At 75.2% G+C, this 26,261-nt stretch carries 24 protein-coding genes and 2 pseudogenes; 15 read left to right on the top strand and 11 right to left on the bottom strand.

The genetic code is table 11. The annotated features are described in order from the left end of the window. Window positions 1-252 precede the first annotated feature (252 nt). From GCU56_RS13520 to ppgK, 3 genes and pseudogenes are all read right to left on the bottom strand, one after another. Window positions 253-1,118, bottom strand: a pseudogene (locus tag GCU56_RS13520) (tyrosine-type recombinase/integrase). A 140-nt stretch (window positions 1,119-1,258) separates the two neighbouring features. Next, complete coding sequence (locus GCU56_RS13515) at window positions 1,259-2,620, bottom strand: RNA polymerase sigma factor (RefSeq protein WP_163482244.1); 1,362 nt, start codon at window positions 2,618-2,620, stop codon at window positions 1,259-1,261. Window positions 2,621-2,931: 311 nt separating this feature from the next. Then, window positions 2,932-3,675, bottom strand: coding sequence for a polyphosphate--glucose phosphotransferase (ppgK, locus tag GCU56_RS13510; protein ID WP_163482243.1), 744 nt, complete (start codon window positions 3,673-3,675; stop codon window positions 2,932-2,934). Window positions 3,676-3,781: 106 nt separating this feature from the next. Between ppgK and GCU56_RS13505 the strand changes: the two genes are divergently transcribed. After that, a complete protein-coding gene (locus GCU56_RS13505) occupies window positions 3,782-4,594 on the top strand; it encodes an inositol monophosphatase family protein (RefSeq protein WP_163482242.1) in 813 nt (270 codons plus the stop codon). Between the two features lie 88 nt (window positions 4,595-4,682). Here the strand turns inward: GCU56_RS13505 and GCU56_RS13500 are convergent, their stop codons facing one another. Continuing rightward, the gene (locus tag GCU56_RS13500) at window positions 4,683-5,255 is read right to left on the bottom strand and encodes a LytR C-terminal domain-containing protein (protein ID WP_163482241.1); all 573 of its coding nucleotides are present in this window, start codon (window positions 5,253-5,255) and stop codon (window positions 4,683-4,685) included. A 79-nt stretch (window positions 5,256-5,334) separates the two neighbouring features. Beyond that, window positions 5,335-6,381 carry a phosphotransferase family protein gene (locus tag GCU56_RS13495; RefSeq protein WP_163482240.1) on the bottom strand — a complete coding sequence of 349 codons (1,047 nt, stop codon included), beginning with the start codon at window positions 6,379-6,381 and terminating at the stop codon, window positions 5,335-5,337. 318 nt (window positions 6,382-6,699) lie between these two features. On the opposite strand from GCU56_RS13495, the gene GCU56_RS13490 reads away from it, so the two are divergent. From GCU56_RS13490 to GCU56_RS13460, 7 genes are all read left to right on the top strand, one after another. Beyond that, window positions 6,700-6,999 (top strand): DUF4193 domain-containing protein, encoded by a 300-nt coding sequence (locus tag GCU56_RS13490; protein ID WP_163482239.1) that lies wholly within the window; start codon window positions 6,700-6,702, stop codon window positions 6,997-6,999. Window positions 7,000-7,138: 139 nt separating this feature from the next. After that, a complete protein-coding gene (locus tag GCU56_RS13485; RefSeq protein WP_345771825.1) occupies window positions 7,139-7,993 on the top strand; it encodes a hypothetical protein in 855 nt (284 codons plus the stop codon). A 35-nt stretch (window positions 7,994-8,028) separates the two neighbouring features. Then, the gene (gene dut / locus GCU56_RS13480; protein ID WP_345771824.1) at window positions 8,029-8,529 is read left to right on the top strand and encodes a dUTP diphosphatase; all 501 of its coding nucleotides are present in this window, start codon (window positions 8,029-8,031) and stop codon (window positions 8,527-8,529) included. Window position 8,530: 1 nt separating this feature from the next. Beyond that, the gene (locus tag GCU56_RS13475) at window positions 8,531-9,253 is read left to right on the top strand and encodes a DUF3710 domain-containing protein (RefSeq protein WP_163482237.1); all 723 of its coding nucleotides are present in this window, start codon (window positions 8,531-8,533) and stop codon (window positions 9,251-9,253) included. After that, window positions 9,250-10,134, top strand: a complete 885-nt coding sequence (locus GCU56_RS13470) for an alpha/beta fold hydrolase (protein ID WP_163482236.1) — start codon at window positions 9,250-9,252, stop codon at window positions 10,132-10,134. The genes GCU56_RS13475 and GCU56_RS13470 overlap by 4 nt, the downstream gene beginning before the upstream one ends. Continuing rightward, the gene (locus GCU56_RS13465) at window positions 10,131-10,508 is read left to right on the top strand and encodes an OB-fold nucleic acid binding domain-containing protein (RefSeq protein ID WP_163482235.1); all 378 of its coding nucleotides are present in this window, start codon (window positions 10,131-10,133) and stop codon (window positions 10,506-10,508) included. The genes GCU56_RS13470 and GCU56_RS13465 overlap by 4 nt, the downstream gene beginning before the upstream one ends. A 71-nt stretch (window positions 10,509-10,579) precedes the next feature. Next, the gene (locus GCU56_RS13460; protein WP_345771823.1) at window positions 10,580-11,368 is read left to right on the top strand and encodes a DUF3159 domain-containing protein; all 789 of its coding nucleotides are present in this window, start codon (window positions 10,580-10,582) and stop codon (window positions 11,366-11,368) included. A 13-nt stretch (window positions 11,369-11,381) separates the two neighbouring features. Here the strand turns inward: GCU56_RS13460 and GCU56_RS13455 are convergent, their stop codons facing one another. Both GCU56_RS13455 and GCU56_RS13450 read right to left on the bottom strand, forming a co-directional pair. Next, window positions 11,382-12,050, bottom strand: a complete 669-nt coding sequence (locus tag GCU56_RS13455; RefSeq protein ID WP_163482234.1) for a potassium channel family protein — start codon at window positions 12,048-12,050, stop codon at window positions 11,382-11,384. Further along, entirely contained in the window at window positions 12,050-12,826 is a 777-nt protein-coding gene (locus GCU56_RS13450) for a potassium channel family protein (RefSeq protein WP_345771822.1), read from the bottom strand. Before GCU56_RS13450 ends, GCU56_RS13455 begins: the two co-directional genes overlap by 1 nt. 53 nt (window positions 12,827-12,879) lie before the next feature. Here GCU56_RS13450 and GCU56_RS13445 point away from each other — a divergent pair, with 53 nt between their 5' ends. Next, the gene (locus GCU56_RS13445) at window positions 12,880-14,913 is read left to right on the top strand and encodes an amino acid permease (RefSeq protein WP_163482232.1); all 2,034 of its coding nucleotides are present in this window, start codon (window positions 12,880-12,882) and stop codon (window positions 14,911-14,913) included. Continuing rightward, window positions 14,906-16,213: a class I SAM-dependent RNA methyltransferase gene (locus tag GCU56_RS13440; protein ID WP_163482231.1), complete on the top strand. Its 1,308-nt coding sequence runs from the start codon at window positions 14,906-14,908 to the stop codon at window positions 16,211-16,213. Before GCU56_RS13445 ends, GCU56_RS13440 begins: the two co-directional genes overlap by 8 nt. Before the next feature lie 19 nt (window positions 16,214-16,232). Here GCU56_RS13440 and GCU56_RS23470 read toward each other — a convergent pair whose 3' ends face one another. Beyond that, complete coding sequence (locus tag GCU56_RS23470; protein ID WP_204332024.1) at window positions 16,233-17,153, bottom strand: hypothetical protein; 921 nt, start codon at window positions 17,151-17,153, stop codon at window positions 16,233-16,235. 243 nt (window positions 17,154-17,396) lie between these two features. Here GCU56_RS23470 and GCU56_RS13425 point away from each other — a divergent pair, with 243 nt between their 5' ends. From GCU56_RS13425 to GCU56_RS24000, 5 genes and pseudogenes are all read left to right on the top strand, one after another. After that, a complete protein-coding gene (locus GCU56_RS13425; RefSeq protein ID WP_163482230.1) occupies window positions 17,397-17,627 on the top strand; it encodes a DUF4177 domain-containing protein in 231 nt (76 codons plus the stop codon). A 59-nt stretch (window positions 17,628-17,686) separates the two neighbouring features. After that, window positions 17,687-18,055, top strand: coding sequence for a hypothetical protein (locus tag GCU56_RS13420; RefSeq protein WP_163482229.1), 369 nt, complete (start codon window positions 17,687-17,689; stop codon window positions 18,053-18,055). A 163-nt stretch (window positions 18,056-18,218) separates the two neighbouring features. Then, complete coding sequence (gene dxs, locus GCU56_RS13415) at window positions 18,219-20,135, top strand: 1-deoxy-D-xylulose-5-phosphate synthase (RefSeq protein ID WP_163482228.1); 1,917 nt, start codon at window positions 18,219-18,221, stop codon at window positions 20,133-20,135. Between the two features lie 218 nt (window positions 20,136-20,353). Next, window positions 20,354-20,470, top strand: a pseudogene (locus tag GCU56_RS25505) (hypothetical protein); the annotation flags it as partial. A gap of 198 nt (window positions 20,471-20,668) precedes the next feature. Further along, a complete protein-coding gene (locus GCU56_RS24000) occupies window positions 20,669-21,211 on the top strand; it encodes an SRPBCC domain-containing protein (RefSeq protein WP_163482227.1) in 543 nt (180 codons plus the stop codon). Between the two features lie 170 nt (window positions 21,212-21,381). On the opposite strand, the gene GCU56_RS13400 is transcribed toward GCU56_RS24000, so the two are convergent. From GCU56_RS13400 to GCU56_RS13390, 3 genes are all read right to left on the bottom strand, one after another. After that, window positions 21,382-23,469 carry a 3-hydroxyacyl-CoA dehydrogenase NAD-binding domain-containing protein gene (locus GCU56_RS13400; protein ID WP_163482226.1) on the bottom strand — a complete coding sequence of 696 codons (2,088 nt, stop codon included), beginning with the start codon at window positions 23,467-23,469 and terminating at the stop codon, window positions 21,382-21,384. Further along, window positions 23,466-24,689, bottom strand: a complete 1,224-nt coding sequence (locus GCU56_RS13395) for an acetyl-CoA C-acyltransferase (RefSeq protein ID WP_163482225.1) — start codon at window positions 24,687-24,689, stop codon at window positions 23,466-23,468. Before GCU56_RS13395 ends, GCU56_RS13400 begins: the two co-directional genes overlap by 4 nt. Window positions 24,690-24,780: 91 nt before the next feature. After that, window positions 24,781-26,181: a hypothetical protein gene (locus GCU56_RS13390; protein ID WP_163482224.1), complete on the bottom strand. Its 1,401-nt coding sequence runs from the start codon at window positions 26,179-26,181 to the stop codon at window positions 24,781-24,783. Window positions 26,182-26,261: the final 80 nt, after the last annotated feature.

Raw genomic sequence — 26,261 nt, 5'->3', positions numbered from 1 at the left:
GGATGTCCAATGGTGCCCCCCGGGCTGTCCGGCTGAGCCCGCGAAGGCCGCAGGGGGCGGCTGGGGCGCCGCACGGGCGACCACAGGTGTCACTGGAGGCGTGTCCTGATCGGACGTCACGGGATGACGATGCTGTCCCGTTCCGGTGGCGCGGCGCCGACCACACCAGAGGACGGGATGGCCGCCGACGCATGCCGGTCGACGTCGTCCCTGTGGACCGCACGCTGACGGGGTAACCGTTGCCTGCTGCTGTCAGAAGTCGCCAAGCCCTAGCGCGCGGGCCTCGGCTGCGGCGCGGGCGGACGCCTGGGCGCGGGTGTAGCGCAGCAGCATGTCCGGGCGGGTCCAGCCGGCCACCGCCATCAGGCCCCCCTCGGAGCCGCCCGCGGCGAGCCAGCGGTGCGCCGCGGTGTGCCGCAGCCGGTGCGGCCGGAAGGCCTCGATGCCGGCCGCACGGCGCGCTCGCCGAGGGTCTTGTGCAGCGCGTCGTAGCTGAACTCCTTGCCCCGGTCGCCGAGCCACAGCGCCGGGGTGCCGGCCAGGCGGTGCGAGCGGCGGGTGCGCAGGTAGCGGTCCAGCGCCCGGGAGGTCTGCGGGCCGAACGGGACCACCCGGCCCCGCCCACCCTTGCCGCGGCGCACGGTGGCCGTGCCGGTGGACAGGTCGACGTCCCCGGTGCCCAACGCGACCACCTCGCCGGCCCGGACACCGGTCTCGATCATCAGCCGCACGAGTGCCTCGTCCCGGCGGTCGCGCAGCTCCATGCCCGCGCAGGCGGCGACCAGCGCGGTGATCTGCTCGGTGGTCAGCGGCTCGACGACCTTGGCGTCCAGCTTCGGCGCCTTGAGCCCCAGCAGGTGGTCGGCGTCGGCCTCGCCCTCCTCCAGCAGCCAGGCCGAGAAGCGGCGCAGGGCGAGCTGCCGGGCGCGCGCGGTGGCGGGCTCGGCCCCGGCGTCGAGGAGGTCCGCGACGAAGGCGTTGACGCTGGCCCGGTCCAGCACCGCCGGGCGGCCTTGGGTGGCCGCCCAGGCGAGGAAGCGGCGCACGCCGTCGCCGTAGGACTTCACTGTCTGGGGGCTCTTGCGCTCGGCGCGCAGGTGCAGCTCCCAGGACGGCACCAGGACGGCGAGATCCACGGCCACGGCGCCGAGCCTAGCCCGATATCTGGACTAGGAGCGCTGTGCTCGTCGTCCGCACCCCGGTCGGGTCAGAATACTGCCCCCTGACCTGCGCGAACAGGTCAGGGGGCAGTCCCTGCTCAGTCCAGGTAGTCGCGCAGCACCTGGGAGCGGCTGGGGTGGCGCAGCTTGGACATCGTCTTGGACTCGATCTGGCGGATCCGTTCACGGGTGACTCCGTAGACCTGCCCGATCTCGTCCAGCGTGCGCGGCTGCCCGTCGGTGAGGCCGAACCGCAGCCGGACGACGCCGGCCTCCCGCTCGGACAGCGTCTGCAGCACGCTGGTGAGCTGGTCCTGCATGAGCGTGAAGCTCACGGCGTCGACGGCGACGACCGCCTCGGAGTCCTCGATGAAGTCACCGAGCTGGCTGTCGCCCTCGTCACCGATGGTCTGGTCGAGGCTGATCGGCTCCCGGGCGTACTGCTGGATCTCCAGCACCTTGTCCGGGGTGATGTCCATCTCCTTGGCCAGCTCCTCCGGGGTGGGCTCGCGGCCCAGGTCCTGGAGCAGCTCGCGCTGGATGCGGCCGAGCTTGTTGATGACCTCGACCATGTGCACCGGGATGCGGATGGTGCGGGCCTGGTCGGCCATGGCGCGGGTGATGGCCTGGCGGATCCACCAGGTGGCGTAGGTCGAGAACTTGTAGCCCTTGGTGTAGTCGAACTTCTCGACGGCGCGGATCAGGCCGAGGTTGCCCTCCTGGATGAGGTCCAGGAACGCCATGCCGCGGCCGGTGTAGCGCTTGGCGAGGGAGACCACGAGGCGGAGGTTGGCCTCCAGCAGGTGGTTCTTGGCGCGCTCGCCGTCGCGGACGATCCAGTTGAGGTCGCGGCGCATCTGCGGGGAGAGCTTCTGGCCCTCCTCCTCGGCCTGGCGCAGCCGCTCGGCGCCGTAGAGCCCGGCCTCGATCCGCTTGGCGAGGTCGACCTCCTCCTCGGCGTTGAGCAGCGCGACCTTGCCGATCTGCTTGAGGTAGGCGCGGACGGAGTCGGCCGAGGCGGTGAGCTCGGCGTCCTTGCGGGCCTGGCGGAGCGCCTCGGACTCCTCCTCGTCGTCCCACTCGAAGTCGCCGCCCTCGGTGGCGGCCTCCTCCTCGGCGGCGACGGCCTCGACGGCGGGGCCGTCGGGTCCGGCGACGACGGTCTCGTCCAGCTTGAGTCCCTCACCGCCGGCGTCGATGACGGCGACCGCGGAGTCGTCGGTGGCGACGGCGGTCAGGACGGTGCCCTCACCGGCGCCCGGGGAGGGGGAGATGGTCGGCTTGGTGCGGGCGCCGGCTGCCTTCGCCGGCGCCTTCTTGCGGGCGGGTGCCTTGGCCGGGGTGGCCGTGGCGTCCACCGGTGCGCTGGTCCGGGTGGCCCGGGTACCGGCGGCGACCGTCGTGGAGCGACTCGAGGTGCTCGCTGCGGCTGCTTCCGGTGCTGGCTGATCGGCGGGCACTCAGGGGTTCCTTCCCATGCTGGGTTCGTTCCCCGAGGGGCCGTCTGGTCCCCGGGCAGCGGCCTCGTAGGCCGGCGTCCGGAGCGGGGAGGTCCCGACTGGCCGGCCCGGAGTTTGGCCGGGGCGCGGACGGGGGATGCCTTCCGGCTGGGGAGCGACGGGGCGGGGCTCGTCCATTGTAACGACGCCGGAGGGCTATTCCACCGCTCCGCGTCGGGACTGCCCGTCCGCAGGGGCTCCGGCACCCCATCCAGGTGGTTTCTCACCCTCCGTGGTGACCCGCGCCGGCCCCCGGCACCCCGTCCGGGCGGTCACTGGCCGATGTGCTCCGCGGCGGCGAGCGCGGCCCCGACGATCCCCGCGTCGTTGAGCAGTTCGGCCGGGACGACGGGAGTGCGGGTGGACAGCAGCGGCACCCACTTGTGCGCCTTCTTGCTCACCCCGCCGCCCACGATGATCAGGTCGGGCCAGACGCCGGCCTCCAGGACGTCGAGGTAGCGGTCCACCCGCTTGGCCCACTCGGGGTAGCCGAGGTCCTCCCGCTCCCGGGCCGCCGCGGACGCGCGCCGCTCGCCGTCCTCGCCGTCGACCTGGATGTGCCCGAACTCGGTGTTGGGGACCAGGACGCCGTCGGTGAACAGCGCGCTGCCGATGCCGGTGCCGAACGTGAGCATGAGCACCACGCCCTTCCTGTCCCGCCCCGCGCCGTAGCGCATCTCGGCGAGGCCGGCGGCGTCGGCGTCGTTGAGCGTCTGCACGCCGCCCGGGATCAGCGCGGCCAGGCCGGCGGCCACGTCGGTGCCCAGCCAGCTCTTGTCCACGTTCGCGGCGGTGTGCGCCACCCCCTGCTTGAGGACGCCGGGGAACGTCACCCCGATCCGGCCCGCCCAGCCGAAGTGGTCGACGATCCGGGCGACCACGTCGTAGACCGGGTCGGGGACGGCCGGCTGCGGCGTCTCGATCCGCAGTCGCTCACCCTCGAGCTCGCCCTTGTCCAGGTCGACCAGGCACCCCTTGATCCCGCTGCCACCGATGTCCACCCCGAAGCCCAGCACGCGGACAGGGTAGAAGAAGGACCCCCGTGCCCCCCACCCTCCGCAGGCTCGGGGCGGGTCCCGGCTCGGGGGCCGTGCCAGCACGGCCCTCGGGCAGGATCGGGGGATGACCAGCGCCCCGGATCCCGCCGCCCTCCTCGAGCTCGCCGTCGGGACCGCCCGGGAGGCGGCCGACCTCGTCGCCCGCGGCCGGGATTCGGCCGCCGACCAGGTGGACGTCAAGTCCAGCCCGGTGGACATGGTCACCGCCGTGGACAAGGCGTGCGAGGAGCTGGTCGTGGCCCGGCTGCTGGGCGCGCGGCCCGACGACGGGCTGCTGGGGGAGGAGGGCAGCGACCGGGCCGGCTCCAGCGGTGTCCGCTGGATCGTCGACCCGATCGACGGCACCACCAACTTCGTCTACGGGCTGCCCGCCTACGCGGTCTCCATCGCGGCCGAGGTCGAGGGGCGGGTGCGGGCGGGCGTCGTTCTCAACGCCGCGACCGGCGAGCTCTGGTCGGCCACGACCGGTGGCGGTGCGCACCTGACCGTGGGCGAGGCCGATCCCGTCCGGTTGACCGGCAGCCGTCCGGCGTCCCTCGAGCAGACGCTGGTCGCCACGGGCTTCGGCTACCGGAGGGAGCAGCGGCTCGCCCAGGGGGCGGTGGTCGCCCAGCTGCTCCCGCACGTGCGCGACATCCGCCGGCACGGCTCGGCGGCGCTCGACCTGTGCACGGTCGCCGCCGGCCGGGTGGACGCCTACTACGAGGCCCACCTCAACCCGTGGGACTTCGCGGCCGGCGCCCTGGTGGCCGCCGAGGCGGGGGTGGTGGTCACCGGCCTGCCGGGACGCCCGTTCGCCGAGCCCCTCGGCATCGCCGTCGCCCCGTCGGTGGCCGACCCCTTCATCGCCCTCCTCGACCGCCTCCACCCCGGATAGGACCGGAGGCGTCCCGGCGGCCGGGCGCGGCGGATGGCCCGTGCAGGGTCCCGAGCCCCCGAGGGGCGGGGCGGACGGGGTCCTCTCCTCAGCAGGCGGCGGCTGCGCTGGAGACGGTGCCGAGGGCGGCGGCCACGTCCTCGGGGGAGGCCAGGCTCTCGGGGACGATGGTGTCGCCCTCGACGCGGAACGCGAAGTCCGGGCCGATGACCAGGTCGATCTGGGCGGTGGCGCGGGTGTCGAGGAAGTCGCCGGCGCCGCGCAGGACCAGGCCGAGGAAGGCGGCGGCGTCGTTGCCGCGGGGACCGTGCCGGATCTCGCCGACGCCGGTGACGTCACGGTCGGAGGGGTCGTTGGCGATCTCGTCGACGACGAAGCCGCGCCCCTGCAGGTCCGCGGCCACCGCCTGGGCGAGGCCGCCGGTGTCGGTCGCGTTGAAGACCCGCACGGACAGGGTGGTCGGGTCCAGGGACGGCGGGGCGGCCGACGCGGTGGTGCAGGCGGCGGCCTGGGCGGCGTCGCGGTCCTCCTCGTCCTGCAGGACGTTCCACCAGACGGCGAGGGCGGCCAGCGCCAGGACGAGCAGGAAGATCAGCGGCGGGATCGGCCGCCGGCCGCTGCGGGGACGCACCGCGGGACGGTCGGTGGGCGGCGCGCTCACGGTCTCTCCTCGTCGACACTCGTCGGCCGCCTCCCTGCGAGGGTGGCGGTCGGCCGGAGTCTAGGGCGGCGTCCCCGGGCTAGATCGCACCGTCGTCCAGTGCGGCGCGTCCGAGTCGCACGCAGGGATCGATGCGCTCGGCGTAGCCGGAGGTGTCCTTGCCGGCCATGGCGCCGGCCGCGGACCGGGCCACGATCCCGGCGACGATCGCGGCGAACTTGAAGTAGGCGAAACCGACGTACCAGGGCAGGTCGGCGAGGTCCAGGCCGCTGCGGGTGGCGTAGCGCTCGGCGAGCTCCCGGCGGGTGGGGAACCCGGGCAGGGTCGTCACCGGGCTGAGGGCGACACCGCGGTCCTCGCCGGCCTCGGGCCAGTAGACGAACAGCATGCCCAGGTCGGCCAGCGGGTCGCCGAGGGTCGACATCTCCCAGTCGAGCACCGCCCGGATCCGGCCGGGGGCGTCGGGGTCGAGCAGGCAGTTGTCGAGCCGGTAGTCGCCGTGGGTGACCGCGTCGCGCTGGGTGACCGGAACGGTCTCGGCCAGCCGGGCGGCGAGGGCGTCCAGGCCGGGGCGGTCGCGATCGCGGGTGGCGTCCCACTGCTTGGTCCACCGACGCACCTGCCGGGCCATGAAGCCCTCGGGCCGGCCGAAGTCGCCCAAGCCCACGGCCGCGGAGTCGACCGAGTGCAGGTCGGCGAGGACGTCGACCAGCCCCTCACCGATCTGCCGCCGCTGCCCGGGCTCGTCGGCATAGCCCGCGGGGAGTCGGTCGACCACGTGCAGGCCGACCACCCGCTCCATCACGTAGAACGGCGCGCCGAGCACGTCGGGGTCGGTGCACAGGTGCAGGGTCCGCGGCACCGGGACCGGCGTCGGACCCAGGGCGCTGATGACCCGGTGCTCCCGGCCCATGTCGTGCGCGGTGGCCAGCACGGCGCCCGTCGGCGGCCGCCGGAGGATCACCTCGTCACCGGGCACGCCGCCCTCCGGGGTGACCACGTAGGTGAGGTTCGACATGCCGGCGGCGATCAGCTCGATCCGCACCGAACGCCAGCGGTCGTCCTCGAACACCGAGGCCAGATAGGGGCCGACGACGGCCGGATCAGCACCCACGGGAGTCGACATCGCCGCAGGGTAACCTTCGGCGCTCCGCGCCCCGTCCGACCCGATCCGGCGCCGACCGTTCCTGCTGTCGCGCGCCGGGCACAAACGGGGACCGCGCGACGTTGGGGGGTCCGCCGGTCGCGTCCGGCGCCGCAGCCCCGCCGTCCGCCGGTGGGTCGGACGGCGTGGAGGCACAGCACCGGCCGGTGCCCGAGACGCGGGCCACCGGACCAGACCACCGGTCGCCCCGGCGACCGGCCAGCACGGCGGCACTCCGGTTCCGCCGTCAGAAGATGCGGGCGTCGACGCCCGCGACAACCCCGGAGGAGGGGCACATCCATGGCCACCGACTACGACGCCCCGCGTCGCAACGAGGCCGACGAGCTCGGCGAGGACTCGCTCGAGGAGCTCAAGGCGCGCCGTGCCGAGGCCCAGTCCTCGTCGGTCGACGTCGACGAGACCGACTTCAACGAGAACCTCGAGCTCCCCGGCGCGGACCTGTCCAACGAGGAGCTGACCGTCCGCGTGCTGCCCAAGCAGGAGGACGAGTTCACCTGCTCGCGCTGCTTCCTGGTGCAGCACCGCAGCCGCCTGGCGTCCACCCGCGGCGACCAGCTGTTCTGCCGGGACTGCGCCTGAAGGACACCCCCTGCCCCCCGCCGCTCGCACACCCGCGGCGGGGCCCTGCAGGGGGCCGGCCGGAGCTGGGGACGGGGATGGGATGACGGAGCACGGGCCTCGGACCGGGGCGCCGCGGGACGTACCGCCGCCGCGCCCGGTGACGGTCCCCCGGGCCACACCGGCCGAGGAGAACCCCCTCGGCCGGGCCGGCCGGCTGCTCGCCGACGCGGTGTCCGGCCTGCTGGGCGGGCAGGCCGACGCAGCGCCCGCCGGAGCCGACGGCGAGGGACGCCGATCGGCCGCGGCGACGCTGCGCGACGTGGTCGCCGCGGTGGCCACGGCTGCGGCCGGGTCACGCGCCGGGCGGAGCGCCGATGGCGCCACTCCCGGCAGCCCACCGGCCGGGGACCCCGCCGCCGACGGGAGCCGGGCGCCCGCCGCGCTGCTGGGCGACCTGCTCGCCGCCGCGGCGCCGCTGCTGCCCATCCGGGACGCCGCGCGGTTGCGTGCGGCGTACCCCGGGGCGACCGACGAGGAGGTCACCGACGCCCTCGTCGCCCGGGCGGGCCGGCTCACCGCGGGCATCGGCGCGGCCACCGGCGGACTGTCGGCGGCCCACTGGTTCGCCCCGCCGTCGCTGCTCGCCCTGCCGCTGGAGCTCGGCGCCGAGACGGTGCTGACCGCCGGGGTCGAGGTCGTGCTGCTCGGCGAGCTGCACGAGCTGTACGGCCGGCGGGCTCCCGGTGACGCCCGGGCCCGGGCACTGGCCTACCTGTCCAGCTGGTCGGCGCAGCGGGCGGTGGACGGCTCGGCCACCGCAGGGCTCGGCGTCATCCTGGGCAGCGCCGGGCTCCGGACCCTGCGTGTCCGGATGACCCGACGCCTGGCGCGCAACATCCCGTCCGCCGCGCCGTTCCTCGTCGGCGCGGCCCTCGGCGGCCGCGGCAACCGCAAGGCCACCGAGTCGCTGGCCCGCTCGGTCCTCGCCGACCTGCGCCGCTCCCGGGCCTGACGCGACCCAGCCGCCCACGCGGTTAGGGTCGCCGCGTGCCCGACCCGTCCCGCCCCGCGTCGCCCCTGCCCGAGGTCGACGTCCCCGTGCGCCTGACCACGCCGGAGGACGCCGTCCCCGCCTACGCCCTCCCCGGGGACGCCGGCGCGGACCTCGCCGTCGCCGAGGACGTCGTGCTGGCTCCCCTGCAGCGGGCGCTCGTCGGCACCGGTGTGGCCGTGGCCATCCCGGAGGGGTATGCCGGGTTCGTGCATCCACGATCGGGGCTGGCTCACCGGCTGGGGCTGAGCCTGGTCAACGCGCCGGGCACCATCGACGCGGGCTACCGCGGCGAGATCAAGGTCAACCTGGTGAACCTGGACCCCTCGACACCACTCACCCTGCGCCGTGGTGACCGGGTCGCCCAGCTGGTCGTGCAGCCGGTGGTGCGGGCCCGGTTCGTGCCGGTGCAGCAGCTGCCCGAGAGCCGGCGCGGGGCCGGGGGGCACGGCTCGACCGGCGGGCACGCGAGCGCATCCCCGAAGGGAGTCGGCTGACATGCCGTTCGGACGGCGACGCAACCGGATCGACCGCAGCCTCCGCGAGCGCGGAGTGCCCCCGGAACCGCAGATCCGCGAGCGGGAGGTCAGCGAGACCTCCGGCCCGTGGGACGAGGCCGACGCCCCCGAGGACGGTCTGCCCCGCATCGACCTCGGCTCGCTGCGCCTGCCCGCCCTCGCCGGCACGGAGCTCCGGGTGGACGTCAACGCCCAGCAGAAGGTGGTGGGCGCGACCCTGCGGGCCGGCGACTCGATGCTGCAGGTGTCGGCCTTCGCCGCGCCGCGCGCCACGGGCATCTGGGACGACGTCCGCGCCGACCTGGCCCGCAGCGCCTCGGGCCAGGGCGGGTCGCTCACCGAGGTGGAGGGCCCCTTCGGCCCGGAGCTGGCCGGCACGGTGCTCGCCGCGGCACCGGCACAGCCCGGTCAGCCGGCGCCTGCGCCGGTGCGCCGGCCGGCCCGGTTCCTGGGCATCGACGGCCCGCGCTGGTTCCTCCGCGGCATGATCAGCGGTCCCGCGGCGGCCGATGCGGCTGCGGCCGGGCAGCTCGAGGAGGTGTTCCGGCAGATCGTCGTCGTCCGGGGCAGCGCCCCGATGCCGGTCCGCGAGCAGCTGCCGCTGACGCTGCCCCCGCAGGCGGCGGCGCAGGTCGCGGCGCAGCAGGCCGCCCAGCAGGCGGCCCGCCGGCAGGCCGGACCCCCGCCCGGTACCGGCACGTGAGCACCGCGACCACCGCCTACGGACCGCACCCCGACCAGTTCCTCGAGCTGACCCTGCCGGCCGGGACCGGCCCGACCCCGGTCGTGGTGGTGCTGCACGGCGGCTTCTGGCGCGCGGCCTACGGCATCGAGCTGGCCCGCCCGCTGGCCGCCGACCTGGCCGCGGCGGGGTTCGCCGCGGTCGCCGTCGAGTACCGCCGGGTCGGCGCGGGCGGCGGCTGGCCGACCACGCTCGAGGACGTCGCGGCGGCCCTCGACGCCCTGCCCGACCTCGCGCGGACGGCGGGCGACGGAGCGTCGCGGCTCGACCTGGCCGGGATCACCGTCGTCGGCCACTCCGCCGGCGGGCAGCTGGCCGCCTGGGCCGCCGGGCGCACCCGCCTGCCCGACGGCGCCCCCGGCGCCCGGCCGCGGGTGCCGGTGGCGGCCGCGGTCCTGCAGGCCGGCGTGCTCGACCTCGAGCTCGCCGCCGCCCAGGGCATGGGGGACGGCGCGGTGCGCGACCTCCTCGGCGGCGAGCCGGCGGAGGTCCCGGAGCGGTACGCCGCCGCCGATCCGGTGCGTCTGGTGCCGGCAGGGGTCGACCTCCTGTGCGTCCACGGCACCGCCGACGACTCGGTACCCGAGGAGCAGAGCCGCCGGTACGCCGAGGCCGCCGCGGCCGTGGGCGGGCGGGTCGACGTGCGCATGGTGCCCGGCGACCACATGGGGCTCATCGACCCGGCCGGCGCGTCGTGGGCGCTGGTGCGCGACTGGCTGAGGGAGCGCGCCGCCACCCCGCCCGACCGATCTACGCTGGCACGTGGACGAGCTGGCGAGGTGGTGCGGGGACAGAGCGCCCCCGGCACGGCTCGGACGAGCGCCAGCGAGGAGGAGACGTGACGGAGACCCGCTCCGGCGGTTGGTTCTCGCGGACCCTGCAGCGACTGACCGCCGACGACCAGACCATCGACGCCGAGGAGCTCCGGGCCGGAGCCGCGAGCGCCGGCTGCGAGCCGGTGAGCGCCTGCCGCAAGGGGGCGGTGGTCACGGTCACCGGCCGGCTGAAGTCCGTCGTCTACACGCCCCGGGAGACCGTGCCGACCCTGGAGGCCGAGCTCTTCGACGGCTCGGGGTCGGTGACCCTCGTCTGGCTCGGCCGCCGGCGCATCCCCGGCATCGAGCCCGGCCGCACGCTCACCGCGCACGGCCGGTTCGCCTCGTTCGACGGCCGGCAGGTCATCTACAACCCCCGGTACGAACTGAGCGCCGGGTGACGGCTGGGCCCGAGGGGGAGGGCCGCCCCGCACCCGGAGGACCGGACGGATCCGCCGTCCCGCCCCCGTCCGTGGAGGACCCCGCGGCCGGCACCGTCGTGTTCGACCGGCACCTGGTCCTCGAGCAGCTCGGCGGCTGGCGCGGCATGGTCGACGCGTCACTGCCCACGGTGGCGTTCATCGTGGCCAACTCGATCGGTGGGCTGAGCACCGGCATCTGGGCCGCGCTCGGCGCGGCCGTCCTGGTCTTCGCCCTGCGGCTGGTGCGCCGGGAGAGCGTGCAGCAGGCGTTCAGCGGCCTGTTCGGGGTGGCCATCGCCGTCGGCATCGCCGCCGCCTCCGGTCAGGCCCGCGACTTCTTCGTCCCCGGCCTCATCCGCAACGCCGCCCTCGGCGTGGTGCTGCTCGGCTCGATCGCCGTCCGCTGGCCGCTGGTCGGCGTCATCGCGGAGTTCCTCGCCCCCAGTCACCTCGGGTCCATGGCGTCGCACTCGGTGCCCGGCCTGCGCTCCCGGATCGGCCGGGTGAACGCGCAGCTGCACCACCGCCCGCCGCCGGACCCCGACACCGGCGCCCGCCCGCCGGATCCCGAACCGGAGCGGCACTGGCGCGACGACCCGCGGATGCTGCGGGCCTACTCCTGGCTGACCGTGCTGTGGGGCGCGACGTTCCTCGTCCGCGTCGTCGTGCAGTGGGTGCTCTACCGCGCCGACGAGGTCGAGCTGCTCGGCACCGCGTCCCTGGTGCTGGGCCTGCCGGTCACCGCGGCGGAGATCGTGCTCACCCTGTGGGTGGTCGCGCGACTGCACCGCCACCGCGGGCCGGCCGCCGACGGGCCGGAGCAGCGGCCGGCCGGGTGAGGAGGGGCCTCCCTCAGCCCGCGTGGTCGGGGGAGAGCACCTGCTGCAGCTGCTCCTCCACGTCCGCGTGGGTGACGAACAGCAGCTCGTCGCCGGCCTCGAGCGGCTCGTCGGGGGTCGGGGTGATGACCCGCTCGCCGCGCAGGACGGCGGTGAGGACGGTCTCCCGGGGGAGCGGCACGTCGCGCAGGGCCTTGCCGACCCAGGGGGTGTCCTCCGCCAGCGTGATCTCGACCAGGTTGGCCGCGCCCTTCCGGAAGCTCATCAGCCGGACGACGTCGCCGACCGTCACCGCCTCCTCGACCAGCGCCGCGAGGACCCGCGGGGTGGAGACGGCGACGTCGACACCCCAGGCCTCGGTGTAGAGCCACTCGTTGCGGGGGTCCTTCACCCGGGCGACCACCCGGTTGACCGCGAACTCCGTCTTGGCCAGCAGCGAGACGACGAGGTTGGCCTTGTCGTCGCCGGTGGCGGCCACCACGACGTCACAGGAGGCCAGCTGCGCCTCCTCCAGGGAGGAGACCTCACAGGCGTCGGCCTGCACCCACTCGGCGCCGGGCACGGAGCGGGTCCGCACCTTGCGGCCGTCCTTCTCGATCAGCATCACCGCGTGCCCGTTGGACAGCAGCTCCCCGGCGATGGAACGGCCGACGGCGCCCGCTCCCACGATGGCCACCCGCATCAGTGCTCGCCTCCCTGGGGACCCTGCGCGACGACGTCGTGGACGCGGGACGTGAGCGCGTCGGTGGCGGCCACGATCAGCTGGTCGCCGTCCTGCAGCACGGTCGCGGCGGTCGGCAGGACCGCCTCCCCGTACCGGACCAGCCAGGCGGCGCGGGCGCCGGTGGCGGCCTCCAGGTCGGTGAGCCGGCGACCCACCCAGCCCTCGGTCACCGTCACCCGCATGAGCAGCACCTGGCCGGTGGGCTCGCGCCACAGCTCGCTGACCTTGACCGAGAGCAGCTCGCGCAGCAGGCGGTTCACCGTCCAGGGGACGGTCGCCACGCTGGGGATGCCCATCCGCTCGTAGACCTCGGCGCGCTTGGAGTCGTAGATGCGGGCGACGACGTGCTGGACGCCGAACGTCTCCCGGGCCACCCGCGCGGCGATGATGTTCGAGTTGTCGCCGCTGCTGACCGCGGCGAAGGCCCCGGCGGAGTCGACGCCCGCGTCGAGCAGGGTCTGCCGGTCGAAGCCCAGCCCGGTGACCTGGCGCCCGGAGAACTCCGGGCCGAGCCGGCGGAAGGCCTCCGGGTCCTGGTCGATGACCGCCACGCTGTGGCCGATCTCCTCGAGCCGGCGGGCGATCGCCGACCCCACGCGGCCGCAGCCCATCACGACCACGTGCACTGGACGACTCCCCGTTCGGGCTCCGGCGCGCCGGCGTCGTCCGCCCGCGCTGTCCGGCCGCGAAGCTACACCCGTGGGCGCCGCGGCCCGGCGTCCGGAGCGCCGCAACTCACCCTCCTGACGGGGGCGCGGCGGGTCCGCGCGTCCGTACCATCGCCGCCGTGCCCAGCCTGTCCGACCTCGGACAACTCCCGAAACGGCTGGTCCTCGGGCGTCCCGTCCGCAGTGACCGCGCCGGCGAGTCGCTGCTGCCGAAGCGGCTCGCCCTCCCCATCTTCGCCAGCGACCCGCTCTCCTCCGTGGCCTACGCCACCCAGGAGATCCTCATCGTCCTGACGCTGGCCGGGACGGCGTTCCTCTACCTGGCGCCCTGGCTGGCGATCGCCGTCGTCCTGCTGCTCGGGACCGTCGTGCTGTCCTACCGGCAGGTGGTCCGCGCCTACCCCTCCGGTGGCGGAGACTACGAGGTGGCGTTCAAGAACCACGGCCGGTTCGCCGGGCTCACCGTGGCCAGTGCCCTGCTCGTGGACTACGTGCTCACCGTGGCCGTGTCGGTCGCGGCCGGCACCGACAACATCATCTCGGCGTTCCCGGCGCTCGACCAGCACCGCGTGCTCCTCGCCGTCGGGCTGGTCGCCCTGCTCGCCGCGGCCAACCTGCGCGGGCTGCGGGAGTCCGGCCGCACCTTCGCGGTACCGACCTACCTGTTCATCAGCGGGATCCTGGTGATGATCGTCACCGGCCTGGTGCGGGACCTGTTCACCGACTCACCGGTGGTGGCCGAGACCGCCGGCTACTCGATCACCCCGGAGGCCGGCTTCGGCAGCCTGACCGGGCTGGCGCTGCTGTTCTTCGTGCTGCGGGCCTTCGCCTCCGGCTGCACCGCGCTCACCGGCGTCGAGGCGATCGCCAACGGCGTCCCGGCGTTCCGGCCGCCGAAGAGCCGCAACGCCGCCACCACGCTGGCGCTCATGGGTGGCATCGCCGCCACGATGTTCGCCGGGGTCACCGGACTCGCGCTCGCCGCGGAGGTGAAGTACGTCGAGAACCCCTGCGACCTCGAGGGATTCACCGACTGCGAGACCGAACCGCAGCGGACGGTCATCGCCCAGCTCGCGGCCGCGACCTTCGGCGGCGACACCTCGCCCGGGTTCTTCGTGATCCAGGGGGCGACGGCGCTGGTGCTCGTGCTGGCCGCCAACACCGCCTTCAACGGCTTCCCGCTGCTGGGCTCGGTGCTGGCCCAGGACCGGTTCATGCCGCGCCAGCTGCACACCCGCGGCGACAAGCTGGTCTACAGCAACGGCATCCTGCTGCTGGCCGGCTTCGCGGCGCTGCTGATCGTCGCCTTCGACGCCGACGTCAACCGGCTCATCCAGATGTACATCGTGGGCGTCTTCACCAGCTTCTCGATCGGCCAGTGGGGCATGGTCCGGCACTGGAACCGGGAGCTGCGCGGCACCGACGACGCGGCCGCCCGGCGCCGGATCCGCCGCTCGCAGGCCATCAACGCCGTCGGGGGCTCGCTGACCACCGTCGTCCTGCTGATCATCGTGATCACCAAGTTCACCCGCGGCGCGTACCTGGTCATCCTGGTGATGCCGGTGCTCTTCCTGCTGATGCGGGCCATCAACCGGCACTACTCGAACGTCTCCCGGCAGCTCGTGCCCGACACGGACTCGCGGACACTGCCCAGCAAGGTGCACGCGATCGTGCTCGTGTCGAAGGTGCACAAGCCGACGCTCCGGGCGCTGGCCTTCGCCCGGGCGACCCGGCCCGACGTGCTCACCGCGCTCACGGTCAACGTCGACGACGCCGAGACCCGCGACCTGCAGGCGGCCTGGGAGCGCTACGACATCCCGGTGCCGCTGACCGTGCTGGAGTCCCCGTACCGGGAGATCACCCGCCCGGTCGTCGACTTCGTCAAGGGCGTCCGCCGGGACAGCCCCCGCGAGCTGGTGGTGGTGTTCGTGCCGCAGTACGTCGTCGGCCACTGGTGGGAGAACGTCCTGCACAACCAGAGCGCGCTGCGGCTGCGCGCCCGGCTGCAGTTCCAGCCCGGCGTCATGATCACCACCGTCCCCTGGCAGCTGGAGAGCTCGTTCGGGCGGGACGAGGACGGCCGCGGCAGCGGGCCCGCCCCCGGTGACCTGCGGCGGGGCCTGACCGACCCGGAGGCGGCGCCGTATGGCTGACGGACCGCCCTTCCCCCCGCGCCGCGCAGGCTCGCCGCGGGGCCCTGGCGGGCGGCCGGACCGCGGGGGTGGGTGGACCGGGTCGGAGTTCGAGGTGACCGTCGGCCCGGTCGCGCACGGCGGGCACTGCGTCGCCCGTCACGAGGGCCGCGTGGTGTTCGTCCGGCACGCCCTGCCCGGTGAGCGGGTGGTCGTGCGGGTGACCGAGGACCGCCAGCCGGGATTCTGCCGTGCCGACGCCGTCCGCGTCCTGGACGCCTCGCCCGATCGCGTGCAGCGACCCTGCCCGTACAGCGGGCCGGGTCGCTGCGGCGGCTGCGACTGGCAGCACGTCGACCCGGCCGCGCAGCGCCGGCTCAAGGCCGCGGTGGTCCACGAGCAGCTGTCCCGGCTCGCGGGACTCGACGTGGACGTCGAGGTGGCGGAGCTGCCCGGCGGGCCGCTGCGCTGGCGGTCGCGGGCGCGGTTCGCCGTCGACCGGTCCGGCGCGGCCGGCCTGCGCCGGCACCGCTCGCACGACCTGGAGGTCCTCGACGACTGCCCGATCACCCTGGAGACCGCCGCGACCGCGGTGCTCGGGCGGCGCTGGCCGGGGGCCGGGGCGGTCGACGTCTCGGTGGACGCGACCGGCGCGGTCACCACGACGCGGCTCGACCGCCGCGGGCACCCGACGTCCACCCGGGTGCTGCGTCCGGGCGGCGACGTCCCGCAGGAGCCGGCGGTGCGCGCCGAGCGGCGGGCCGGCGGCCGGGACTGGGAGGTCGAGGGGACCGGGTTCTGGCAGGTGCACCCGGCGGCGGCCGACGCGCTCGTCGGCGCGGTCGAGGCGTTCGCGGCGGTACGGCCGGGCGAGAGCGTGCTCGACCTCTACGCCGGTGCCGGGCTCTTCGGTGGCGCGCTGGCGCCGTCGGTCGGCACGGACGGCCGGGTGGTCTGCGTCGAGGCCGACCCCGGCGCCTGTGCGGCGGCCGAGGCGAACCTGGCCGGGCTGCCCCAGGCCGAGGTCTGGCAGGGCGAGGTGGACGCCGACGGGCTGACCGGACTGCTGGCCGAGTTGGGGGCGGCCCCCGACGTCGTCGTCCTCGACCCGCCGCGGGCCGGGGCCGGGCCCGCCGTCAGCCGGGTCCTGGCCGGCGCGGGCCCCCGGGCCGTCGTCTACGTGGCCTGCGACCCGGCGTCCCTCGCCCGGGACGTCGCCGCCTTCGGGTCCGCCGGCTACCGGCTGGAGGCGCTCCGGGGCTTCGACGCCTTCCCCATGACCCACCACGTGGAGTGCGTCGCGCTGCTGGTCCCCGCCTGACCCGGCCGGGGTGCGCGGATCAGGCCGCGCAGCCCCCGCCGGACGCGATGGGGCCGGCCGTCACCGGGTGCCCGGGCCCCGGGTCGACGAGCACCGGGCGCACGCCGGTCAGCCGGCCCATGCAGGCGTCGGCCGCGCTCTCGCCGCCGTCGCGGCCGTCCACCCAGACGTCCAGCCAGGTGGACGCCGACGAGGGGTAGCCGGTGTGGCAGGCCCCGTTCTGCGGAGCGGCCCCGTCGCCACAGGTGTCCTCGACGATCAGGTACCGGCTCAGCGCGGGCACGTAGAAGCGCGTGCCCGCCGGCCAGTCGAGGGTGTGCTGGCCACCGGCCTTGGAGTGCCCGACCGCGACGGTGATGGGGTCGGCGTACGTACCGGTCCCCGCCGCCTGCCGGTGCACCTGCGGGTGCGAGATCCCCGGGCTGCCCGCGGGGGTGTTGTCGAACCAGGAGTAGCCGGTGAGGTAGGCCTGGATCTGCCGCTCGCCCGCGGACGGCGCGGGCGCGGCCGCCGCAACGGGCGCCGCGGGCGGCGGTGCCGGCGCCGGGGGCTTCGGGGCGGGAGCGGGAGCGGGGGCGGGAGCCGGTGCGGGGGCCGGCCCCGGCGCGGGGGCCGGCGGCGGCGCGGTGGTGCTGCGCGGAGCCGCGGCCACCACCGGGGCCTCGGTCGTCGCCGGCGGTGCGGCCGGGGAGGGCGCCGGCTCCTCCGACGGCGGCGGCGTGGCCGAGGCGGTCGCGCTCGGCGTCGGAGCAGCGGTCGCGGCGAGGCGCGAGGCGTCCCCGATGCCGGCGGCCCGCGACGGGGTCGCGCCGGCCACCTCGTCGGCCGCGGTCGCCACCTCGGTCGCCGACGCGGCCGCGGACCGGCCGTCGAGCGCGACGGCGCCCAGGCCGGCGGCCATGCCGGCCACCGACAGCACCCCGAGGACGGCGGTCGCCACCCGCGAGTGACCCCGTACCGGGCGGCGGGAGCGGGATGTGGACGCGCGGCTCATGCAGGGTCCCCTCGGGAAGCGGCAGGGCGGGAAGACGGCGCGGCCCGGGGGACCAGAGGGCAGACACGGAGTGGAGTCGGCTCAGCGCGCGGAGTCACCGTAGCCGGAGACGTCCGGTGACGGAAGGGTCCGGGTCGAGATGTGACGGCCGGCGCGTCGGCCCGCGGTGGACCGGCTACCGTGCATCCCGTGACCACCTGGGAGTACGCCTCGGTCATCACGGCCAACGACGCGGAGTCGCAGCGCGCAGGGGTGAGCGTCAAGCTCCCCGGCGGGGCGTCGGAGCGGCAGGCCGGCGACACCAGCTCGGTGCTCAACCGGCTGGGCGCCGAGGGGTGGGAGCTGGTCAGCTACCACTCGAGCGGCGCCGGGACGTGGGGCTTCGAGCAGTTCTGGCTCAAGCGGCCGTCGTCGGCCTGACGACGACCCGGGCGCGCGTCGATCGAACGCGTGTTCGACCGGTACGGCACACTGGTCGGGTGGACGCGACCCTGCCGCCGGGCTGGCCCGACGCGGTGCGCCCCCCCGGGGCGCCGGACTGGGAGCAGACCGCCGTCGCGTGGTTGTTCGACCTCGTCCCGCCGGACTACCGCGCGCACGAGGTGCTGCGCCGCTACCCCGTGCTGCTGGCGCGGTTCGCGCGGGACCACGTGACCGCCGGACTCGAGGCCGCCCGCGCCGGGTGGCGCACCGTGCGCGTCGAGCTCGCCGACGACCTGCCCGCGGACGCGATGGAGGCCGCGGTCAACGCCTACGAGCGCGAGGGCACCCGGCTGGTCTCGGCTGCCCGGGGGGTCGAGGTCGTCGCCGGCGCACTGCGCGGCGAGCGCTGGGTGCCGCGGTTGTGACCGCCGTCCACCCGCGGTGGGCCGGGCGCGGGCGACGGCGCTGTGAGCCTGCATCCACGTCCGCCGCTCGACCGGAAGACCGGGGAAACCGCGTCTACAGTTGATCGGCGGCCTCCTGGGTCGCTGCGCACCTGCCGCCGACAAGAGAGGACGCCACCTCCTCGTGTCGCTCCTGCGCTCCCTCCGCACCCCCGCCGACCTCCGGGCACTGCCCGCCGACCAGGTCCCGGTGCTGGCCGCGGAGATCCGCGACGCGCTGGTCACCAGCATCGCCAGGACCGGTGGGCACCTGGGCCCGAACCTCGGCGCGGTGGAGCTGACCATCGCCCTGCACCGGGTCTTCGACTCCCCGCGCGAGCCGATCGTCTTCGACACCGGGCACCAGAGCTACGTGCACAAGATGCTCACCGGCCGGGTCGAGGGCTTCGAGCGGCTGCGCCAGCGCGGCGGGCTCTCCGGGTACCCGAGCCGGGCGGAGAGCGAGCACGACTGGGTCGAGAACAGCCACGCCTCCACCTCGCTGTCCTACGCCGACGGGCTGGCCAAGGCCTTCGCGGTCCGCGGCGATTCCCGCCCGGTGGTCGCCGTCATCGGCGACGGCGCACTGACCGGCGGCATGGCCTGGGAGGCGCTGAACAACATCGCCGCGGCGCAGGACCGCCCCGTCGTCATCGTGGTCAACGACAACGGCCGGTCCTACTCGCCCACGATCGGCGGGGTCGCCGACGCGCTGGCGACGCTGCGGCTGCGGCCGGGGTACGAGCAGGCGCTGCTGCAGGTGCGGCAGGCGCTGCACCGCGCGCCGGTCCTCGGCTCGGCCCTCTACGACGCGCTGCACGCGATCAAGAAGGGCCTCAAGGACGTCCTCTCCCCGCAGGGCATGTTCGAGGACCTCGGCATGAAGTACGTCGGACCCGTCGACGGCCACGACGCCGAGGTGATGGAGTCCGCGCTGCGCCGGGCACGGTCCTTCGGCGGGCCGGTGATCGTGCACGCCGTCACCACCAAGGGCTTCGGCTACCCGCCGGCGGAGACCGACCAGATCGACGCCTGGCACGCCACCGGCGTCTTCGACCCCGACAGCGGGGCCAGTGCCGCCGCCGCCCGCGACTGGACGGCCGCCTTCTCCGACGAGCTGGTGCGGATCGGCACGGAGCGCTCGGACGTCGTGGCCATCACGGCGGCGATGCTGCACCCGACCGGCCTGGCGCCGTTCGCCGAGCGCTTCCCCGAGCGCACCTTCGACGTCGGCATCGCCGAGCAGCACGCGCTGACCTCGGCCGCGGGGCTGGCCATGGGCGGCCTGCACCCGGTGGTCGCGGTCTACTCGACCTTCCTCAACCGGGCGTTCGACCAGCTGCTCATGGACGTCGCGCTGCACCGCCAGCCGGTGACGGTCGTCCTCGACCGGGCCGGCGTGACCGGCACCGACGGCGCCTCGCACAACGGCATGTGGGACATGTCGATCCTCTCGGTCGTCCCGGGGCTGCGGCTGGCCGCCCCCCGGGACGAGTCCACCCTCCGTGAGGCGCTGCGCGAGGCGGTCGCCGTCACCGACGGGCCGACCGTGCTGCGCTTCCCGAAGGGGGCACCGCCGGTCGACCTCCCGGCGCTGGAGCGCCGGGGGCCGGTCGACGTGCTGCGCCGCGGCGCGTCCGCGGAGGTGCTGCTGGTCGCCGTCGGGTCGATGGTGCCGCTGTGCCTGGCCGCTGCCGAGCGGGCCGCCGACCACGGCATCGAGGTGACCGTCGTCGATCCGCGCTGGGTGCTGCCGGTCGCCCCCGAGCTGGTCGACCTCGCCGCCGGGCACCGTCTGGTGGTCACCGTGGAGGACGGCGGCCGGGCCGGGGGTGTGGGCACCACGCTGACCCAGGCGCTGCAGGACGGGGGACACGACGTCCCGGTCCGCACGCTGGGACTGCCGCAGGCCTTCCTCGACCACGGCAGCCGGGGGCAGGTGCTCGCCGACGTCGGTCTCACCGAGCAGGACGTCGCCCGGCGCATCGCCGAGTGGGCCGCGCGGCTGGCCGAGCGTGCCGAGGCCTCGGTGCCGGCGCCGGTGGACGGCGCGCAGCAGTAGCGGAGCTCCGTCCGCGGCACCTCCGCGGTCTCGGGGTGGGAACGGGCACGCGCACGGGCTGAGCACCGGCGGGATCTGCGGCCGCGCGTCGTCGCCCTGCCTCGCTGAGCCGTTCGCGCGCCCCGGTGGCGACCCTCCACACGGCGTGACGGACGTCCGTCACGTCGTCGGCCCGGTCGCCGTCGACGTGTGACTTCTTGGTCACCTGTCTTCGCCGCATGGACGACGACCGCGTGTTCAAGGCGCTCGCCGACCCGACCCGCCGGCTCCTGCTCGACCGGCTGTTCGCCCGTGACGGGCAGACGCTCACCGAGCTCGAGTCGGCGGTGGAGATGACGCGCTACGGCGTGATGAAGCACCTGCGCGTGCTCGAGGCGGCCGACCTGGTCGTCTCGCGTAGGTCCGACCGGGAGAAGGTTGCACTTCCTGAACCCGGTGCCCATCCGCCTGGTCCACGACCGGTGGATCGACGAGTACACGGAGCGCCAGGTCACGGCGCTCATCGACCTCACGAACGAGCTGGAGGAGCGACCATGACGAGCACCGAGACGGTGCCGGCCGAGCGGGCCACGACGGTCCAGGTGCACCGCATCTTCATCAAGGCCGAGCCGGAGCGGATCTGGCAGGCGATCATCGACCCGGAGTGGAACGGCCGGTACGGGTACGGCGCCGCAGCTGAGTACGACCTGAGCCCGGGCGGTTCCTACCGCTCCTTCGCCTCGGAGGGCATGAAGCAGGCATCGGCCGAGATGGGCTACCCGCCGCCGCCGGAGGTCATCGTCGACGGCGAGGTGATCGTGGCCGAGCCGCCGCACGAGCTGGTGCAGACCTGGCGGATGCTCATGGACCCCACCACGGCGGCCGAGGGCTTCAGTCGGCTCACCTACGACATCGCCGGCCCCGGCCCGGACGGCGTCTGCCGGCTCACCGTCACCCACGAGGTCGGCGGCATGCCCGCGCTGGACGCGCTGGTCCGTGGCTCCGAGGAGCTCGGCGCGCCCGGCGGCGGCGGCTGGGACTGGGTGCTCAGCGATCTCAAGTCCCTGCTGGAGACCGGTTCCGGCTTCGCCGGTTGACCCGCGCGCATTCGAGGAGGGATCACCACGGGGGAGGTCCGAACTCCACCTCGACGACCGGGGAGGGCCGCGGATCGCCTCGCCGAGCTCAGGCGGCTGATCGGTCGGCGACCGAACGACGACGGCCCGGCTCCCTCGACGCTGAGGGGGCCGGGCCGTCGGGCTCTCGGTCAGGCGGGCAGCGAGGCCACGCCCTTCGGCAGGAACCGCTCGCCGGTGACCTGCTCGGAGACGCCTGCTCGGTCCAGGTGGGCGGAGATGCCGCCCAGCCAGAACGGCCACCCGGCGCCCAGCAGCATGCACAGGTCGATGTCCTGCACGGCCTGCACGACGCCCTCGTCCAGCATCAGCCGGATCTCCTGCGCCAGCGCCTCGACGGCGCGCTCGCGCACCTGCTCCTCGGTGAGCGGGGAGTCGCCGGCGTCGATGCCCGCGAGCTCGGGGTCGACGACGCCCGGCTCGCTGTACACCGACGACTTGCCGAGCTCGACCATCTTCCTGAGCCCCACGCCGACGGAGAAGCGGTCGGGGAAGGCCTCGTGCATGCGCTCCGCGACGTGCAGCGCCACCGGGGGGCCGACGAGAGTGAGCAGCTCGAAGGGCGTCATCGGCAGGCCGAGCGGATCGAGCGCCCGGTCGGCCACCGCCACCGGGGTGCCCTGCTCCACCGAGGCGGTGACCTCGCCGAGGAAGCGGGTGAGCAGCCGGTTGACCACGAACGCGGGGGCGTCCGCGACCAGGACGCACGACTTCTTCAGGGACCTGCCGACCGAGAACGCGGTGGCCAGCGTGGCGTCGTCGGTCCGCTCGGCGCGCACCACCTCGAGCAGCGGCAGGACCGCGACCGGGTTGAAGAAGTGCATGCCGACGACCCGCTCCGGGTGCTCGAGCTTCGACGCCATCTCGGTGACCGACAGAGCCGAGGTGTTGGTCGCCAGCACGCACGTCTCGGACACGACCGCTTCGACCTCGGCGAACACCTGCTGCTTGACCGACATCTCCTCGAAGACGGCCTCGATGACGAGGTCGGCGTCGGCGAAGGCGCCCTTGGACAGCGAGCCGGTGACCAGGCCCTTGAGCCGGTTGAGCTCGTCCCGGTTCAGCCTGCCGCGCAGGGCCAGCTCGTCCAGCTCGCCGTGCACGTAGGCCACGCCCTTGTCCACGCGCGCCTGGTCGACGTCGGTCAGCACGACCGGCACCGTCAGCTGCCGCACGAACAGCATCGCCAGCTGCGAGGCCATGAGACCCGCGCCGACGACGCCGACCTTGGTGACCGTGCGGGCCAGTGACCGGTCCGGCGCACCCGCCGGCCGCTTGGCCCGCTTGTTGACCAGGTCGAACGAGTACAGCGAGGCCCGCAGGGGGTCGCTCATCAGCAGGTCGGTCAGTGCGTCGTCCTCGGCCGCGGTGCCCGCCGTGAACGCCTCGCCGTCGACGCCGTTGCGAGCCAGGTCGAGCAGTTCCACGGCCCGGACGGCGCCCGGCGACGCGTTGCGCGTGCGGCCGGCCACGATCGCGCGGGCCCGCTCGATCGACTCGTCCCAGGCCGCGGGATCGACGTCGGGACGCGGGACCGTGACGGACCCGTCGAGGACGCCGACGGCCCACTCGAGCGACCGCTCCAGGAAGTCGGCCGGCTCCAGGACGGCGTCGGCGATGCCCAGCTTCGCGGCCTTCGGCGCGGGCGTCATCCTGTTCTGCGCCAGCGCGTTCTCGACGACGACCGTGACGGCCGGGTCGATGCCGATCAGGTTCGGCAGCAGCTGGGTGCCGCCCCAGCCGGGGACCAGGCCGAGGAAGACCTCGGGGAAGGCGACCGTCGCCGTCGACGCGATCGTCCGGTACCGGCAGTGCAGCGCCAGCTCCAGGCCGCCGCCGAGCGCGACGCCGTTCACGAAGGCGAACGTCGGGACCGGCGCGTCCTTGAGCCGGCGGAACACCCGGTGCCCGGTCTCGGCGATCTCCCGGGCCATGGCGGCGTCGATGATGGCCGGGACGCCGGACAGGTCGGCGCCGACGGCGAAGACGAACGGCTTGCCGGTCACGCCGATCGCCACGGGGGCGGGGGAGCGGGCGGCGATCTCGTCCAGGGCGGCGTCCAGCGACGCCAGCCCGCCCGGCCCGAACGTCGACGGCCGGGTGTGGTCGTGGCCGTTGTCGATCGTGATCAGGGCGAACTCGCCGGAGAGCCCGGGCAGGGTCAGGAAGCGCACCTTCGCCGCCGTGACGACCTCGTTCTCGAACACTGCTGTGGTCACGTGGCGAAGCCTTCCCAGGTCGGGTTCTCCCAGATCACCGTGCCGCCCATGCCCAGCCCGATGCACATGGCGGTCAGGCCGTACCGGACGTCGGGCCGCTCGGCGAACTGGCGGGACAGCTGGGTCATCAGCCGCACGCCGGAGGAGGCCAGCGGGTGGCCGACGGCGATCGCGCCGCCCCAGGGGTTGACCCGCTCGTCGTCGTCGGCGATGCCGAAGTGGTCCAGGAAGGCCAGCACCTGGACGGCGAAGGCCTCGTTCAGCTCGAACAGGCCGACGTCCTCGATCGACAGCCCGGTCCGCGCCAGCGCCTTCTCGGTGGAGGGGATCGGGCCCACGCCCATGACCTCGGGCTCGACGCCGGCGAAGCCGTAGCCCACCAGCCGCATGCCGACGCCCAGCCCGAGCTCGAGCGCGACGTCCTCGGCTGCCAGCAGGCACCCGGTGGCACCGTCGTTGAGCCCTGCGGCGTTGCCGGCCGTGACGTGGCCGTGCGGGCGGAACGGCGTCTTCAGCGACGCCAGGCCCTCGAGGGTGGTCTGCGGCCGCGGGGGCTCGTCGAGCGTGGCGACCCCCCAGCCGTGCTCGGCCGAGCGGGTGGCCACGGTGACCAGCTCGGGGCCGATCTGGCCGTTGGCCACGGCCTTGGCGTACTTCTGCTGGCTGGCCAGGGCGAACGCGTCGGCGCGCTCCTTGGTCAGGTGCGGGAAGCGGTCGTGCAGGTTCTCGGCGGTGGAGCCCATGACCAGTGCGGAGGGGTCGACCAGCTTCTCGCTCAGGATCCGCGGGTTGGGGTCGACGCCCTCGCCCATCGGGTGGCGGCCCATGTGCTCCACGCCGCCGGCGATGGCGACGTCGTAGGCGCCGAAGGCGATCCCGGACGCGGTGGTGGTCACCGCCGTCATCGCGCCGGCGCACATCCGGTCGATCGCGTACCCCGGGACGGACTTCGGCAGCCCGGCCAGCAACGCGGCGGTGCGGCCGATGGTGAGGCCCTGGTCGCCGATCTGCGTGGTGGCCGCGATGGCGACCTCGTCGATCCGGTCGGCCGGCAGCGCCGGATTGCGGCGCAGCAGCTCGCGGATGCAGCGCACGACCAGGTCGTCGGCACGGGTCTCCGCGTACAGGCCCTTCGGGCCGGCCTTGCCGAAGGGGGTGCGGACGCCGTCGACGAAGACGACCTCCCGCAGCGGGCGCGGCTGCCGCTCTCTGGATGACACGGGACCTCCGAAGCAGTTCGGTACCGCCGCGCGGGAGCGTGCGGCAGCTTCAAGTTACCCGCCGGTAACCGCTGCTCCAACCCCGCCCGGGTCAGCTGCCGAAGTCCGCGGACTGGCCGAGCAGTCGCACCCGGCCGAGGCTGACCCCGCCGCCGGTGATGGCCTCCACCGTCACCGTCCGCCGGGGGAACGGGGCGACGACCACGCCGTCGGCGGCCGGGAACTCGGCGAGGAAGATGCCGGCGGCGCTGTGGGCGCGGACCGTCGCGACCGACGGCGGGGCGACCACCACGAGGTCGGTCTGCGGAGCGGCCGTCCCGGTGCTGCTGGGCGCGCCGCAGGACAGCGCGTGCACCTGCCGGTCGAGCGGGAACCCGGCCGGCGCGATCGCCAAGGCGCACCGGCGCCCCGCAGCGCCGTCATCGGCCGGGGCGGCCCACTCGGCGCCGACGACGACGGCGCCGCTGGGCACGGTCACCGTCACGACCGCGACGGTGCCGGCGCCCGGTCCGTCCTGCGGCACGTCGCCGACCCAGGGCGCCGCCACCTGCACGGCCGTCCGTGGCAGCCCGACCTGGGCGACGATCCCCGCGGCCACCCGCTGCGCCACCTGCGCACCGGTGGCCGACGGGAGGCCGCGCCGGTAGTCGATGGGCACCGGAGGCGGCGGCGGAGCGGCCGGGTCCGGGAACGGGTCGGGCTCGGTGCGGATCAGCAGCGCCCCGTCGCGCACCACCTGGTACGCCACGGCGGACACCGACGGCAGCTCGGCGGGTGGGAGCGCGACCACGGCCACCCCGTCCGGCGCGGCCACGGGCCGGTAGCTGCGCGAGACCCTCCCGTCGGCGGAGACGACCGGGTGGTCGGACACCTCGACCACGTCGCCGGGGGCGCCCAGCACGACGAGGGCGCCCGCGAGCGGGTCCAGGAGGGCGGCGGGCCGGTCGCCCGCCACGCCCCGGGGGACGCCGCGCAGCCGCATCTGCTCAGCCGTCGCACCGGGCGGTCCGGCGAACCAGGCCGCGACGAGCCCGCGACCGCCCGGTGCCGGTGGTGCGCCCGGGGACTCCGCCGCGAGCAGCGGGTTGCGGCCGGCCACGAGCGCCCACCTGCCGCCGGGGACGTCGCCGGCGAAGACGACCCTGCGGGTCCCCGGATCGGGTTGGAGGCGGTCCGGCGGCGCGCCCGCGTCGTTCCAGGGCAGCTGCCGGACGCCCGCCACGAAGGCGGGATCGCCGGCCAGCGACCCGCGCGTCGGCAGCCCCAGCACGTCCGCGGCCGCCGGGACGCCGACGCCCCTCGCCGTGGACGCCGCCGTCGGGGGTGGCGTCGCGGCCGGCGCGGGAGCGGGCGCCCGGTCCGCACGGACGACGAGCGGGACGAGGACCGCGAGGACCACGCAGCCCACGGTGGCCCAGGCGAGGAGCCGGCGCGACGCACCGCGCCCGTCCGCGCCCGGAGCCGGTGGCACCTGGTCCCGCTCGCCGGTCATGCCGCGTGCTCCTCCGCCCGGCGCGCCGACGGCCTGCTGCCTCGACGACGCGTCGTCAGGACGATGGTGGCACGGCCGGT

The organism is Geodermatophilus sabuli (genome assembly GCF_010686765.1).
Taxonomy (GTDB): domain Bacteria; phylum Actinomycetota; class Actinomycetes; order Mycobacteriales; family Geodermatophilaceae; genus Geodermatophilus; species Geodermatophilus sabuli_A.
The sequence above is the reverse complement of the archived record's forward strand: the minus strand, read 5'-3'. Positions and strand labels throughout refer to the sequence as shown.

Bases quoted from the DNA above. Each gene is read 5' to 3' on its own strand.
- GCU56_RS13505 (WP_163482242.1), top strand. From the start codon at position 3,782: ATGACCAGCGCCCCGGATCCCGCCGCCCTCCTCGAGCTCGCCGTCGGG.
- GCU56_RS13495 (WP_163482240.1), bottom strand. From the start codon at position 6,381: ATGTCGACTCCCGTGGGTGCTGATCCGGCCGTCGTCGGCCCCTATCTG.
- GCU56_RS13490 (WP_163482239.1), top strand. From the start codon at position 6,700: ATGGCCACCGACTACGACGCCCCGCGTCGCAACGAGGCCGACGAGCTC.
- GCU56_RS13475 (WP_163482237.1), top strand. From the start codon at position 8,531: ATGCCGTTCGGACGGCGACGCAACCGGATCGACCGCAGCCTCCGCGAG.
- GCU56_RS13455 (WP_163482234.1), bottom strand. From the start codon at position 12,050: ATGCGGGTGGCCATCGTGGGAGCGGGCGCCGTCGGCCGTTCCATCGCC.
- GCU56_RS13440 (WP_163482231.1), top strand. From the start codon at position 14,906: ATGGCTGACGGACCGCCCTTCCCCCCGCGCCGCGCAGGCTCGCCGCGG.
- GCU56_RS24000 (WP_163482227.1), top strand. From the start codon at position 20,669: ATGACGAGCACCGAGACGGTGCCGGCCGAGCGGGCCACGACGGTCCAG.
- GCU56_RS13390 (WP_163482224.1), bottom strand. From the start codon at position 26,181: ATGACCGGCGAGCGGGACCAGGTGCCACCGGCTCCGGGCGCGGACGGG.